This window comes from Porphyromonas endodontalis (genome assembly GCF_052173515.1).
Lineage (GTDB): Bacteria > Bacteroidota > Bacteroidia > Bacteroidales > Porphyromonadaceae > Porphyromonas > Porphyromonas endodontalis_A.
In genome coordinates this window covers 1-13,932 of the sequence record NZ_JBQMYL010000004.1, presented here as the reverse complement: position 1 = coordinate 13,932, position 13,932 = coordinate 1, and the positions used below count along the sequence as shown (strand labels likewise).

The window sequence follows — 13,932 nt, the reverse complement described above, 5'->3', positions numbered from 1 at the left end:
CTAGGGCAAAAGAAAAATATTTTCTGGGCAGTAGTATGGTTGACTATTGCCCAAGAATTTTTTCAGAAGTAGCCAGTATTATTTCAGCTATTGGGAGCCGGTAAAACCTCCTCTATCTGTGAGGATTCGGAAGCGAAGTACCAAAGATATCCACGTACAGCGCTGTAACCCATCTTGCTGAGAAGCTGCATATACCGTTGTATCTGACGTCGATAGCGGGGGAGAGGCTTGCCAAATTTGTAGTCAATTACGATGGCTTCGTTTTGGGGAGTAACCACAATTCGATCGGGGCGGTAGGTATGAGATTGGAGCGACAGGAGTATGGTTTGCTCGTTGAAAACCTCTACCTCCGGAGAAAACCACGGGGCAACTTCGGGTCGAGAGAGTTCTTTTTGGAGGTACTCCACAATAGATTCTTTCTCATCCCTTAGCAATGCCCCTTCGTTGAGAGCCTGTTCTACGGCGTTGTCCACATCGTGGTGCGTATTGATCAGGCTAAGTATATAGTGCATTGCCGAGCCAAAGCGGATTGAGCGGTTCTCTTTGTAAGCTTGACTTCCGGTTCGTTTGATTGCGATGTGTTGGGTTCTTTCCGTGTGAGGGGAGATACAGGGGAAAGGATACGAGGGTTTCGTTTCTTCCTGTTTCCCTCTGGGGCCTACTCCCGAATGGGGCGGAATCGGGGTGATAAGTTTCTCTATTTCGCTTTGCTGAAGTAGAGAGCCAAGGAGCTTTGAGAGGTCGAATGTGACTTTCTTCTCGTCTAGTTCCGTGGGGTCGGGTAGCCATAGTACAATCCCCTGTTTGGCTCGAGTCATAGCTACATAGAAGAGGTTGAGCCTATCTATAATAGCGTCTGTTTTCTCTTTGTAGTAATCCCCAATGTAGAAGGTCTTGGCGAGTTTGGAACTCATCTCTAGGGGGACGATGGGGAGCCGGCAGCCTATCTCTTGAGTTAGCAATGGGCTGGGGTGGCTCCAAATGTAGGAGGATTTGTGTTTGCCTGAGCTCAAATCCCAATCCAGGAAAGGAAGCAGTACCAGCGGAAATCCCAACCCTTTGGATTTGTGTATGGTCATAATGCGGATAGCATCACCCCCATCGTCAAAGGGTAGGGTAGTCTTAATCCCCTTTACCTCCCACCAATCTAAGAACCCCTGTAGGTCTGCCACTTCGTCGCAGTGGTAGAGATATAATTGATCCAATAGGGCCGTAATATAGGGTTGATCTGCAGGAGTTATAAGAGGATACAGCTGATGGATGATGCTTTCTACGAGATCGTATAGGGAGAGGTAGGGTAGTTGCTCTAGGCAAGAAGAGTGCAGTTGCTCAAAGGGGAGAAGTCGGCTTTCGGCTCCTTTAGGGGCATTGCTTATTAATTGCTCGTAGTGAACTAGGGCAGTGCGGTAGAGTGCTTTGTTCCTCGTTCGCCCCTCCGATAGGTCTTTTAGTAGAGAAATAAGGAACCGCACTATGGCAGAATTGGTAATATTGAGAGCTTCTCCCGATACAAACTTGAGTAAGGGAGCCTTCTCAGGATGCTCTTGAGCATAAGTAATAAGACAGGCAGCAAGGGATGCAACCTCCTTATTGGTATTGGCAAGAATGGCAATCTCTTCCGGTCTATAGTGACGATCCTCTATCAGGGATAGGATTACAGAGGGGACATTAAACTCCGGAAGGTTGAGGGCGTTGGGCGCCTCTTCTTTTTTTTCTCCCTTCTTCTTTGTGGGATAGTAATAGACCTCTATACCCCCCTTTTTTTCTTCATTGGGAGGGGCTATGAGCTGTTTAGCCTCGGTGTAACTATTCGAGATTTCGCGGATACTCTCCTCATTCGGTATCAAGTGGGCAAAGGGTGTATTCTCTAGTTGCTCTGTAGCTTCGGATAGTTCTTTCCCGAGATTCGCTTCTATTAAAGAGGGGAGTAGCTTGAATATGGCGTTATTAAAGTAGACCACCTCCGGTGTACTTCGCCAGTTGTACCGTAGGGGATGATGCGAATAATAGTCCTTAAACTCTTCTTGAAGTGTGGAGCCTAGGATGTGGCGGTCGCAGTGACGAAATTTGTAGATACTCTGTTTTACATCCCCAACTATCAGGTTGTCGTTGCCTGAGGATAGTGTGTTCTCGAGGAGCGGACGGATATTCTCGTATTGGATGCGTGCTGTATCTTGGAACTCGTCTAGCATGAGATGATGTAAAACACTCCCTAGCCGCTCGTAGATGAAGGGGGCATCTGCATTGTCTATAATGCGCTGGATAAATTGTTGTGTGCTGGCAAGTAGGAGGGTATTGCTCTCCCTGCCTTGCTGCATCATCATGGCATTGATGTCGCCGAGTGTCCCCAGTACGTTGAGGGTTTGGCGTGTGCAAAGAGCCGTCCGATAGTATATCCCGCGTTCCTCTTCTAGGGAAATGGTGTCTGATAATATATCTCGTAATCCTTGCTCCCATAGCCCTGTAAGAAGATCCTTATGGGGGCTTTTCTGAGGGAATAAGGCAAGAGGATCTTCGGTAGCCTGCTTACATCTCTGGGGAGGCTGGTCGCCTAGATGGCGATCCTTCAGCACCTTTTCGTAGTAAAAAAAGGGGCTTCTTGCTCCGCCGTATAAGTCTGATGTTTGTAGACCTGCCCCGTGTAGTTTCTTCAAAAAGGCCTCTGCTAACTTGTAACGCTCTGCTTCGAAGTCTTCTGTGTAGGCATCAATGGCTTGCCTATCTAGGGCGATCTCTTTTTTTTGAGGGAAGTATCCATCACGCACCGCAGCCAAAGGAGCTTCTGCAAATAGTTGCTTCCCTAGATTACTCAGGGCTTGATCAATTTGAATACTTCTGCCGGCATTGATTTCCTCTTGGGCCAGTTGATACACCCACTCACGGGTATCGCTCATTTGCTCTTCTGCCAGACTATGGAGTAGCAGCACAATGGCTTTGTGCAGCCAAAGCTCTTGATCCATCTCTACTTTGTAGTTTCCTGCAAAGTTCAGTTCAAAGGCAAAGGAGCGCACAACTTCCTGAAAAAAGGAGTCTATTGTACTTACACGGAATGAAGAGTAATCCCCCAATATGCTACGCAACGTGCGCTGTGCCCTGTCCGTAATCTGCTCTGGAGAAAGATCTAGTCGCTCCCCTAAGGCAAGAGCAAGAGGACCGGGCTCTCTCTCGGTGGTTAGCTGATAGAGTACCTCCACAATACGGCTTTTCATTTCGTTGGTTGCCTTATTGGTAAAGGTCATTGCCAGTATGTGTCGGAATTTGTCTTCCGGATACTTTAGGGCAAGGGTGAGGTACTCTAGAGCCAAAGTGTAGGTTTTACCTGCACCGGCTGATGCCGTATAGACATTCAGTTGAGCCATGGTAGAGAGGGTGGAGTAGGTGAGGAGTTATTCCTCAGACTGGGGCGTTGGGGCAAGTATTTCGTTGTCGTTGCCACGCTCGTTGTATCCTTTTCTTAGAGGATTGCGACGGGCGTAGTTGTAGCGATTGCGACGACGGATCGTGTCAATTGCCAAATAAATGGCAGCTGTGAGAGAGGCGGAACTGGCAAGATTTTTCCCTGCAATATCATATCCGGTTCCGTGGTCGGGAGAGGTGCGTATGATGGGGAGTCCTGCGGTAAAATTGACGCCTTCATTCATAAAGAGAGACTTAAAAGGAGCCAGCCCTTGGTCGTGATAGAGAGCTAAGATGGCATCATATTTATAAAGCTCAGCAGAGCCCCAAAAACCATCTGCAGCAAAGGGACCGAAGGCAAGCAGTTTGTATTGCTCCCGAGCTTTCTGTAGCGTTGGGGTAATGATCTCTATTTCCTCTCTCCCCATTAGCCCTCGGTCTCCCGAGTGGGGGTTGAGGGAGAGTACGGCAATGCGGGGTTTCTCTATATCGAAATCGCGTTGCATACTGCTCTCTATGGCTTGGAGTTTCTCCAGTAGTAGGGATTCGCTCAAAAGCCCTGCTACCTCGCTAATGGCAACATGTGTAGTAGCTAGAGCCACACGTATATCGCCACTCGTGAGTATCATAAGGGGAGATTCGTTCTCTTTTAGTCCACATTTTGCTCCCAAATAGTCCGTATGTCCCTTAAAGGGGAATAGGTCTTGAGGCATTGTGGCTTTGTTGATAGGAGCCGTAACGAGGGCGTCTATCCGATTGTTTAGAGCATCTTCCATAGCTCTCTCTAGGGCGTCGAATGCACACCTCCCGGCTAAAGGAGTGGGCACGCCTACCTCTACTTGTACGTTTTGCGTTGTACAAGAAATGAGATTGATCTCGCCCTCTTTTGCCTCTCCAGGGGTTGTGATTTTTCGCCAAGGAGCCGTCTCTATAGCAAGATAGTTGCGCCAAAAGGCTTCTGCTTCTGCCGAACCATAAATAATGGGGGTGAAGAGTTCGGTGATATTAGCTTCGGCAAAGGCTTTGAAAAGGACTTCATAGCCAATCCCATTTATATCTCCATGAGTGATCCCTATTACGGGTTTGCGATTGTTGTTTTGTTCCATATGTAAAGAGGATAGAGGGGGGGGGCTGTTGTTGCGACTATCAGTGAATGTCTGACCACCAAATCTGCTTGATGGGAGCAGGATCGAAAGTCTCTTGGGAGAGAGGTCGCAGCGAGAATAGAGCTGCTTCTAGGCGGCGTACGAGGTCGCGGTTATCTTCGTTGGGGTAGTACACAAAGCCCTCTATATAGTAGACTTTACCCTCTTCGGGGTGAGCAATGGCATGCATTACAAAAGGACCGGCCATGGCACTTTTGCCTGAGGTCTCCCAGAGCCCACGGAGCACCCCTCGATAGGATCCGTCCGGCATTTGTAGGTATTGATGGATAAGCCCTTCAGGGACGGTTGTCATCTTGCTATCGGGAGTGGCACCGGGAATATTGCTACCGAGTACACTATCACGGCGTGCGTGCATTACCTCCGGGGATAGATCCTCTTTGCCTCTATAGGGGAGACTATAGACAACCATATCGCTACGTTTCTTATCAGAATTATTCGACATCCAAAGGAAGTCCTTACCCTTTTTGTAGGAGAGCATATCTTGGGGCATATTGACGTGGCAGCCCAAGACCTCTTGACAATACCCGTCCGCTTTGGTACTAAACTCCCCACTCCAGACTTCGGCATAGCGGAAGAGTTCGTGGCGCAGCAATAGGTGACGGATCTTATCCCCATCATTGGCAACGAGTGCTTTCAGAGAGTCTGCATTGGGCGTTTGCACGACGATGAGGAGTTGCCCTTGTGCCCATTCGTTGTAAGAATACTTGACAGAATTGTGCGTGTAGGTATCTTCGTTTGCTTTTACAATGAGGATGTTTCGTGTGTTGCGTAGGAAGTCTCCAAAGTCGGCTTCGGCTACAGTTTGTACACGCATCCAGTGTTCTACCTGAGGGAGCCCGGGCACTTCTTCTTGTAGCATCGCCTTTACGAGCTCTCCTTCTGATCCTTTGAGCCAATCACCATCCATTACAAGAAGCATTTCGCCGGGGCTTCCTGCTGCAGCCATAAAGGTATTGGTCTTTTTGTTGCAACTTGTTGCAAGTACTATGAAGCTTGCAAGGAGTACTAGGGTATGGGTTACTTTTGTCATGTTAATGCTCTATGGGATTTGTTCAAAATCTCCTCAAAGTTACGATATAATCGCTTTAGGGAGGGTGGATGCAGGCTATTTTGTGTCTTTGTAGCCCATTCGTTGCAGCAAGGGAACGAGTAAGGAGCGCTTATCTCCCTGTAGCATAATTTCTCCATCTTTGGCAGAGCCCCCGCATCCGGCAGCTTGCTTTAGCTTAGTGGCCAAGGCTTTGAGGTCTTCACTACTCCCGACGAATCCGGTAACGAGTGTAACCTCCTTCCCTCCGCGCCCTGAGCGTTCGTAGCGTAGGCGCAGACGTTGTTTCTCCGGGGGGAGAGTCTCTATCGTATCGTCGGTTGGGCTGTTGGGACAAAAATTGGGGTCTGTGCTGTAGACCAATCCTCCCATGTTCTTCTTACTCATATTGGTATCAAATTAATAGCGGAATGCACTACCTCCCAAAAATTCTCTGATGAGGGAGGTGCCCGGCAACTTATCTATTCGTATGTAGTGAATCATGCGTAAGAAGCGCAGGAGGCGTTGTGCTTCACTGTACTCCGGCACGTTGGCAGGGACTTCCATAAGTAGGGGCTCTGCAAAACGGCGGAGAGCCGCAAGTTCGTACACCATAGCACTATTGAATACTTTATCGGCGTTCTCTTGATAGGGGAATACCCAGCGTTCTTCTCCTCTTCGTACCGAAGCCCATTGGAAGAGGGTCTCTACTGCACTCTTGCCCCTGTAGCGATAGTCTCGTACTATGCGGCGCAGTAATCGATTGTCTGTTGTAGGGATGCGATTGTGTGCATCTAAGCCAATAGCCGTGAGGGCACTAACATAGATTTTGAATGTCGTATTGCTAGGGATTGTAGGGATTAGCTCGGGATTGAGGGCGTGAATGCCTTCTATCAAAAGGAGGTCTCCTGGGCGGAGGGTGAAGGCATCATTGCGATAGGAGCGAATGCCGAGTTTGAAGTCGAAGGTAGGTAGCTCTACACTCTCGCCTCCTAGCAGCCTCTGTAGATCTTGATTGAAAGCATCAAGGTCTACGGCATAGAGGGACTCAAAGTCGTATTCCCCGTTTTCGTCGCGAGGAGTTCGGTCTCGATTCACAAAATAATCATCGAGAGAGATACTATGAGGCTTGATAAAGCAAGTGCGCAGTTGGGTGTAAAGACGCTTGGTAAAGGTGGTTTTCCCAGATGAAGAGGGACCCGATATGAGTACAATGCGTACCCCATCTTCGTGGTAACGCTGAGCAATCTCTTGAGCAATCATAGATATTTTCTTCTCTTGCTCAGCCTCACTTACCATAATAATGTCGTTGATTTCCCCTCGAGTGATGGCTTTGTTAAGATCTCCTACATAGGGTATTTCGAGCATTTGTATGAGCTCTTTTTGATCTTTGAGCACCTCGCGAAGTTTCGGCTGTTCAGTAAGAGGAGCAAGCTCATTAGGGTTCGTACGAGACGGAACGCGCACTAGAAAGCCATCTAAGTATCGCTCTATGGAGTAGATATGAATATAGCCGGTAGAGGGGGCTAAAGAGCCGTAATAGGTATCGGGGTATCCATCCAACTCCTGGTACGTAATGAAGGGGACATTGTAGGTCTCAAGCAGGGTTGCCTTGTCCTCTTCTCCAAGATCTCTGAATACCTTTATAGCCTCTTCTTGGGATGCTGTACGGGTGGTGAAGGGGAGGTCGGCTGCTATGATTTCATCCATTCGGATGGTTATATTGGCAAGCTCTTGATCGGTAACTTCGTGTCCGTTTTTGATGCTGCAGTAGTAGCCATTAGACAAAGAGTGTTCTACTCGTAGTCTACTTGTGGGGATAACTTCTCGTACAGCTTTGCTTAAAATAAAGCTCAGGGTGCGGAAATAGGTGCGTTGCCCACTCTCCTCGTTTAGCCCTACAAAGAACAATTCACAGCTCTTGGTAATTTTCTCGGTTAGCCCTACTGTATTGTTGTTCATACGGCAGTTGATAGGCTTGAAGCCTAGTTCTTGCTCGTATTTATTTGCGAGTTCTAATATCGTTATTCCCTTATTAACCAGTTCTTTGTATCCTGTATTTGTGCAGATGATCTGTATTGGATCCATAGCTTTCTAATCTTTTTCGACTATATTTGTCCTCAAAATTAGGCAAAGAGTAGCAAAGAAAGGCTCTAGCCTCACAAGTGAAAGTGTAGAAATAATAGCAGAGTAGTGTGTAGACATGACTTTTGGAATTCTTGACTTTATTCGTCTGATTGGTGCTCTTGGTTTGTTCCTTTATGGGATGAAGATCATGAGTGAAGGTCTCCAGAAAATCTCCGGAGACAAGATGCGTAACATCCTCTCTGCCATGACCTCTAACCGCTTTTTCGGAGTCCTTACGGGGATTACGATTACGGCTTTGATCCAGTCTTCTTCGGCTACGACCCTGATGGTTGTAAGTTTCGTTAATGCCGGGTTGCTTAGCCTCGCCCAGTCTATTAGTGTGGTGATGGGGGCCAACATCGGTACCACGGTTACCGCTTGGATTATCTCATTGCTTGGCTTTAAGGTAGATATTAGTGCCTTTGCCATTCCCTTGTTTGCCTTCGCTATCCCTTTGATTTTCTCGAAGAAGTCGAAGTGGAATAACATTGGAGAGTTTGTAATAGGCTTCTCTTTATTGTTTTTGGGATTGGAGTTCCTCAAAAGCTCAATGCCCGACTTACAAAGCAATCCGGAGGCTTTGGAATTCCTCTCTGCCTACTCAGATTTAGGTTTTGCATCCGTACTTATTTTCTTGCTGATAGGTACTGTCATGACCATTATCGTGCAGTCCTCGAGCGCCACGGTGGCTATTACCCTTATCATGTGCTACAATGGCTGGATTCCTTTTGAGCTTGCTCTTGCCATGGTGTTAGGGGAAAATATTGGTACTACCATTACTGCTAATCTTGCAGCTTTCAACGCTAATGTGGCTGCTAAGCGGACGGCCTTTTCACATTTCCTCTTCAATTTCTTAGGGGTTGTTTGGGTGCTTTGTCTTTTCTATCCGCTTGCCCATTTGGTAAAAGACTTATCGGGAGAAAACCCCTCTGTAGGGTTGGCTCTTTTCCACTCCCTCTTCAATATCGCCAACGCTTTGCTGATGATTTGGTTTGTCCCAGTCTATGTGAAGATTTGCGAACGAGTAATCCGTTCTCCCAAGACCTCAAGCTTCGGGGAAGACGAAGACCGTCACCTCCAATTCATTTCTACACGTATGCTCTCCACGAGTGAGCTTTCTCTCATCCAAGTGCATAAGGAGCTCGGCTCTTATAGTAATCGTGTGTTAGAGATGTTGCAGATGGATAGGGTGCTTATCTCAACTACGGACTCTACAGAATTCAATAATACCTTTAATCGGATTGAGAAGTTCGAGAATATTTGTGACCGCGTAGAGGTAGAGATTGTCAACTATCTCAATGCTCTCTCGGATGGGGACTTGAGTAGTGACGCCAAGCAGGAGGTGCGTGTAATGATGCGTGCGGCCACCGAAATAGAAAGCCTGGGAGACACCTGTTTCAATATAGCAAGGTCTCTCAAGAAGCGTAATAGTAGTAATACATCCTTCGAACCTCTTTTGGTCGAGAACCTTCTTGCTCTACACGAAGTGGTGCTAAAGAGTGCTCTACACATGATAGAAGTACTACAAATGAGTAACCCCGGAGCAGATGCCGCTCACCAGTCTTACAACATAGAAAATGAGATAGACAATATGCGTGATGACCTGAAACAGAAGAATATGCAGGATCTCGACAATCACGTATATCCCTATCAGCAGTCGGTATATTATCTCGATATAATAGACGAATACGAGCACTTTGGAGATTATGCGCTCAATGTAGTACAAGCCATTGTAGAGAAAAAAGTATAATCGACACACTCAGTTTTCCACAATACAACTTACAGAGATTATTATGGCAGTAGAGATTAGACAAGTACAGGATAAGTCAGAACTCAAACGCTTTGTGCAGTTTGGGAATGAGCTTTACAAGAAGAATCCGTACCATGTACCCGTGCTTATTGACGATGAGCTAGGGACTCTTGATAAGGATCGCAACCCTGCCTTTGAGTTTTGCGAAGCTGCGTATTTTTTAGCATACCGCAATGGGCGCATTGTAGGACGCATTGCCGGTATTATCAATCATAGAGCCAATGAAACCTGGAACCAGAGCAATGCTCGGTTTGGCTTTCTCGACTTTATCAACGATAATGCCGTGGTAGATGCCCTCTTTGAAGTGGTAGAAAATTGGGCTAGAAGCAAGGGAATGGAAATGCTGCAGGGGCCTATGGGTTTTACCGATATGGACAAAGAGGGGATGCTTATAGAGGGCTTCGACCAATTGGGGACAATGAGCACCATCTATAACTATGCCTACTATCCCAAGCAGCTAGAGCGTCTCGGTTTTGTCAAGGATCAGGACTGGAAGGAGTTTAAAATATATATCCCTAAAGAAATTCCTGAGAAGCACATCCGCATCTCTAAGATTGTGCAAGAGAAGTACGGTCTGCGCGTAGTTAAGGTTAAAGATCGCAAGGAGCTACTCCCTTATGGTCCTGCAGTTTTCGAAACCATCAATAAGGCTTATAGTAATCTTTACGGCTATTCGGAGCTGAGTCCTGCTCAGATTGAGTACTATACCAAACTCTATATCCCAATGCTTCGCCCCGAGTTCGTTACGCTCATTGTGCGAGAGAAAGACGAAAAAGTAGTGGGTATTGCCATCTCTATGCCCAACTTAAGTAAAGCCCTCAAGCTCGCTAATGGTAAGCTTTTCCCCTTTGGGTTCATTCATTTGTTGAGGGCATTGAAGGGGAGACCAAGAGTGATTGACCTCTATTTGATGGGGGTTTTACCCGAGTATATGAACCGAGGAGTCAATGCACTTCTCTTCAACGACTTGATACCCATATACCAAAAGTTTGGTGTGGAATATGCCGAGAGCAATCCGGAGCTAGAGACCAATATGTCGGTGCAGATGCAGTGGGATTATTTCGAGCGTAAGCACCATAAGACACGTAGAGCTTTCATTAAAAAGTTGTAATGGAAGTAGTTACGGGATACACTGAGGGTAGTATTACCACCCTAGATTGGGATGTCCACATTCGTCGCAGGCCCGGTATGTACATCGGGAAGCTGGGCGACGGTTCGGCGAGTGACGATGGTATATATGTTCTACTCAAGGAGGTAATAGACAATTCGATAGACGAATTTGTAATGGGGCAGGGCAAGGTAATTGAGGTTACCATTGCCGAAGGTGCTGTCTCCGTGCGCGATTATGGCCGAGGTATCCCCCTGGGCAAACTTATAGATGCCGTAAGTAAGATGAATACGGGGGCCAAGATGGACTCTCGCGCTTTCAAGAAATCAGTTGGGCTTAATGGCGTTGGTATCAAGGCGGTAAATGCGCTTTCATCCTCTTTTTCCGTTCAATCTCGTAGGGAAGGTCAGACCAAACGTGTAGAGTTTGAGCGGGCTAAGATTTTGTATGATGGCGAAGTTGTGCCTTGTGATGAGCCGCAGGGCACTGAGGTATGCTTCACCCCCGATGCTACCCTTTTCCGCAACTATCAATTCCGGGAAGAGTACGTTGTGGCCATGTTGCGCAACTACACCTTCCTCAATGCCGGGCTTACCATCATTTACAATGGTAAGAAGTTCCTTAGCCGTCATGGCCTGCAAGATCTTTTGAATGAGGATCTTACGGGCGATCCTCTCTATCCGGTAATCCACTTGCAATCCGATGATATAGAGGTGGCTATTACCCATATCAACCAGTATGGAGAGGAGTTTTACAGCTTTGTTAATGGGCAAAATACAACGCAAGGGGGGACGCATCTCTCTGCTTTCCGAGAGTCGGTAGCACGTGTCATTAAGGAGCATTTTTCTAAGAACTTTGACTATTCGGACATTCGCTCCGGGATTGTTGCGGCCGTCAGTCTTAAGGTGATCGAACCGACCTTTGAGAGTCAGACAAAGACAAAGCTGGGCTCTAAGGATATGGTTCCCGAGGAGCATCAGTACAAAGATGAGCCTCTCTATGGGGTGAGTATACAGAAGTTTGTTGGAGATTTCCTCAAGGATCGACTTGACGACTACCTGCACATTCATACCGATGTGGCGGACGTAATGCTCAAGAAGATACAAGAGAGCGAGCGGGAACGCAAGTCCATGAGTGGGGTCGCTAAGCTCGCCAGAGAGCGAGCAAAAAAGTCGAGCCTTCACAATAAGAAGCTGAGGGATTGTAGCGTTCACCTCAACGATACCAAACTAAAGGATAAGGAGCCCGAGCGTACAAGCATCTTTATTACCGAGGGAAATTCGGCAAGTGGCTCTATTACGACAAGCCGAGACCCGAAGTATCAAGCCGTCTTTAGTCTGCGAGGTAAACCCCTAAATTGCTTCGGCTTGACCAAGAAAATCGTTTATGAAAATGAGGAGTTTAACCTGTTACAGGCTGCTCTCAACATAGAAGAGGGGTTAGAAGGGCTACGCTACAATAGGGTGATTATTGCTACCGATGCCGATGATGATGGTATGCACATTCGCCTATTGATGCTCACCTTTTTCCTTCAGTTTTTCCCCGACTTGGTGCGTAAGGGGCATGTCTACATCCTTGAGACCCCTCTCTATCGTGTGGCTTTACCCCCGGGGGAGATTGCCCAAAGGAAGAAACGTAAGACGAAGGGAGAGAAAGAAACCTCAGAGGAATACACCTACTACTGCTATAGCGATGAGGAGCGAGACCATGCTCTCCACCTCTTGGGAAAGAAGGCTCTACTTACCCGATTTAAGGGGCTTGGAGAGATTTCTGCCGATGAGTTTAAGGAGCTTATCACAGAAGAAAATATCAAACTTCGCCAGGTAACCCTACGCAAAGAGGATACCTATAAGCATTTGCTCGACTTCTATATGGGCAAGAATACCCCGGATAGACAAGATTTCATCATAGAGAACCTTGTGATGGAAGATGAGCAGTAGCGAGGTACCCTCTCTTGGTAGATTCTCTTTTATCCTATGCCTTGAACCAAATATTTTCGCCTAATGACTACCGCTCTCTTTGCCGGGTCTTTTGATCCCTTTACCATTGGTCATGCCGATATTGTAACGCGTGGTCTGCGTTTGTTCGACTCTGTGGTTATAGCTATTGGTGTTAATGACAAGAAACAACCTCTATACACTTCGGAGGAGCGACTTCGTCAGATCTCTTCTTTTTACGCAGAGGAAAGGCGCATCAAAGTAATCGCTTATACAGGGCTTACAGCGGATATTGCCAAGGAAGTGGGGGCTACGGTGCTTCTTAGAGGGATCCGTTCCGGACTTGATTATGAGTACGAACGCTCTTTGGCAGACATTAATCGCTGCCTTACGGGTATAGAGACTGTATTCCTCTTTACGGCTCAACATTTGTCTCATGTCAGTAGTGGGGCTATTCGAGAACTTATCAACCATGGTCACGATGTTTCCGGCATGCTCCCTCCCGGCTTTGTCCTCTAGCTTATTTTTTCTGCCCTATTAATCTGTAAATTCTGCCCTATTTCTTTTCTTTTTTAGGCTGGTTTTGGAGGTGATTTTAGGGCAAGAACTTTTTTCTTACAGGGCAGGATTTTTTATGTTTTCACCTAGTGTGGAGAAACATCAAAGTGTAGAGTCGGATTTTAGGCTTCCCGTAAGGGGAATTGAACCAATGGACACATTCTTTTAAAAACTGAGGGAAGTTAAGGGAAAAGATGTATTTTTGCACTTAGAATCTGGTTGTGTCCAAATCTTCCAGAATACCACGAAAGGTGGGAGAGGTAAGGAAACAATCTTAGAGGACAGAGTGTTTTGTATAAACTATGATAGGCAAGAAGTTGGGCAATAGAGTGGCAGTGCGCACACGAGATTTTCTCAAGCGTATTGATCAATACAATGCAGCACATCCGTGGGTATTGGCACTTGCTTGTTTTGTTCTCCTGTCTGTAACGGAGCTTGCTTTTGGTGAGGCAAGTGTCTTTAAGCAGATAGAGCACAGAGCTACCATATCGCGCCTTAAGCACTCTGTACGAGATGCAAGGAAAAAATTTGAGCAGGATAGTTTGGCTCTTCAGCAACTCAATGAACGAGAAGAGTTGGAGCGTATTGCTCGGATAAAGTATAACTTTGAGAAGCCTGGAGAGGTTACTTTTTTGATTGTAGACACTACTTCTCATCAAAATTAAAAATGAGATAAATCAGGAGTATATATGCGACGAACTAATTCTTTTTGGATCAATTCGATTGTCTACACCATAAGTACTTCGATACTTCTTGCAGGGCTTATACTACAGATTTTTGTTCTATGGTCTCATGCCCGTTAC

At 46.7% G+C, this 13,932-nt stretch carries 10 protein-coding genes; 5 read left to right on the top strand and 5 right to left on the bottom strand.

Going from position 1 to position 13,932, the window contains the following annotated elements; translation table 11 throughout:
* Window positions 1-83: 83 nt before the first annotated feature.
* From ACTTHR_RS02775 to ACTTHR_RS02755, 5 genes are all read right to left on the bottom strand, one after another.
* Entirely contained in the window at window positions 84-3,359 is a 3,276-nt protein-coding gene (locus tag ACTTHR_RS02775; RefSeq protein ID WP_442605109.1) for a UvrD-helicase domain-containing protein, read from the bottom strand.
* Between the two features lie 27 nt (window positions 3,360-3,386).
* Entirely contained in the window at window positions 3,387-4,502 is a 1,116-nt protein-coding gene (pdxA, locus tag ACTTHR_RS02770) for a 4-hydroxythreonine-4-phosphate dehydrogenase PdxA (RefSeq protein WP_442605108.1), read from the bottom strand.
* 40 nt (window positions 4,503-4,542) lie between these two features.
* Window positions 4,543-5,592, bottom strand: coding sequence for a DUF4837 family protein (locus ACTTHR_RS02765; RefSeq protein ID WP_442605107.1), 1,050 nt, complete (start codon window positions 5,590-5,592; stop codon window positions 4,543-4,545).
* Window positions 5,593-5,667: 75 nt separating this feature from the next.
* Window positions 5,668-5,997, bottom strand: a complete 330-nt coding sequence (locus ACTTHR_RS02760) for a translation initiation factor (protein ID WP_442605106.1) — start codon at window positions 5,995-5,997, stop codon at window positions 5,668-5,670.
* A 12-nt stretch (window positions 5,998-6,009) separates the two neighbouring features.
* Window positions 6,010-7,677, bottom strand: coding sequence for a nucleoside kinase (locus ACTTHR_RS02755; RefSeq protein WP_442605105.1), 1,668 nt, complete (start codon window positions 7,675-7,677; stop codon window positions 6,010-6,012).
* A gap of 115 nt (window positions 7,678-7,792) precedes the next feature.
* On the opposite strand from ACTTHR_RS02755, the gene ACTTHR_RS02750 reads away from it, so the two are divergent.
* The 5 genes from ACTTHR_RS02750 to ACTTHR_RS02730 all read left to right on the top strand — a co-directional run bounded on the left by ACTTHR_RS02750 (window position 7,793) and on the right by ACTTHR_RS02730 (window position 13,794).
* Complete coding sequence (locus ACTTHR_RS02750) at window positions 7,793-9,466, top strand: Na/Pi cotransporter family protein (RefSeq protein ID WP_442605104.1); 1,674 nt, start codon at window positions 7,793-7,795, stop codon at window positions 9,464-9,466.
* Between the two features lie 43 nt (window positions 9,467-9,509).
* A complete protein-coding gene (locus tag ACTTHR_RS02745; protein ID WP_424776920.1) occupies window positions 9,510-10,637 on the top strand; it encodes a hypothetical protein in 1,128 nt (375 codons plus the stop codon).
* Entirely contained in the window at window positions 10,637-12,574 is a 1,938-nt protein-coding gene (locus tag ACTTHR_RS02740) for a DNA topoisomerase IV subunit B (protein WP_442605103.1), read from the top strand. The genes ACTTHR_RS02745 and ACTTHR_RS02740 overlap by 1 nt, the downstream gene beginning before the upstream one ends.
* 63 nt (window positions 12,575-12,637) lie before the next feature.
* A complete protein-coding gene (gene coaD, locus ACTTHR_RS02735; RefSeq protein ID WP_442605102.1) occupies window positions 12,638-13,090 on the top strand; it encodes a pantetheine-phosphate adenylyltransferase in 453 nt (150 codons plus the stop codon).
* Window positions 13,091-13,431: 341 nt separating this feature from the next.
* The gene (locus ACTTHR_RS02730; RefSeq protein ID WP_442605101.1) at window positions 13,432-13,794 is read left to right on the top strand and encodes an FtsB family cell division protein; all 363 of its coding nucleotides are present in this window, start codon (window positions 13,432-13,434) and stop codon (window positions 13,792-13,794) included.
* Window positions 13,795-13,932: the final 138 nt, after the last annotated feature.

Coding starts and splice junctions, on each gene's coding strand:
- ACTTHR_RS02775 (WP_442605109.1), bottom strand. CDS start 3,359: ATGGCTCAACTGAATGTCTATACGGCATCAGCCGGTGCAGGTAAAACC.
- pdxA (WP_442605108.1), bottom strand. CDS start 4,502: ATGGAACAAAACAACAATCGCAAACCCGTAATAGGGATCACTCATGGA.
- ACTTHR_RS02765 (WP_442605107.1), bottom strand. CDS start 5,592: ATGACAAAAGTAACCCATACCCTAGTACTCCTTGCAAGCTTCATAGTA.
- ACTTHR_RS02760 (WP_442605106.1), bottom strand. CDS start 5,997: ATGAGTAAGAAGAACATGGGAGGATTGGTCTACAGCACAGACCCCAAT.
- ACTTHR_RS02755 (WP_442605105.1), bottom strand. CDS start 7,677: ATGGATCCAATACAGATCATCTGCACAAATACAGGATACAAAGAACTG.
- ACTTHR_RS02750 (WP_442605104.1), top strand. CDS start 7,793: ATGACTTTTGGAATTCTTGACTTTATTCGTCTGATTGGTGCTCTTGGT.
- ACTTHR_RS02745 (WP_424776920.1), top strand. CDS start 9,510: ATGGCAGTAGAGATTAGACAAGTACAGGATAAGTCAGAACTCAAACGC.
- ACTTHR_RS02740 (WP_442605103.1), top strand. CDS start 10,637: ATGGAAGTAGTTACGGGATACACTGAGGGTAGTATTACCACCCTAGAT.
- coaD (WP_442605102.1), top strand. CDS start 12,638: ATGACTACCGCTCTCTTTGCCGGGTCTTTTGATCCCTTTACCATTGGT.
- ACTTHR_RS02730 (WP_442605101.1), top strand. CDS start 13,432: ATGATAGGCAAGAAGTTGGGCAATAGAGTGGCAGTGCGCACACGAGAT.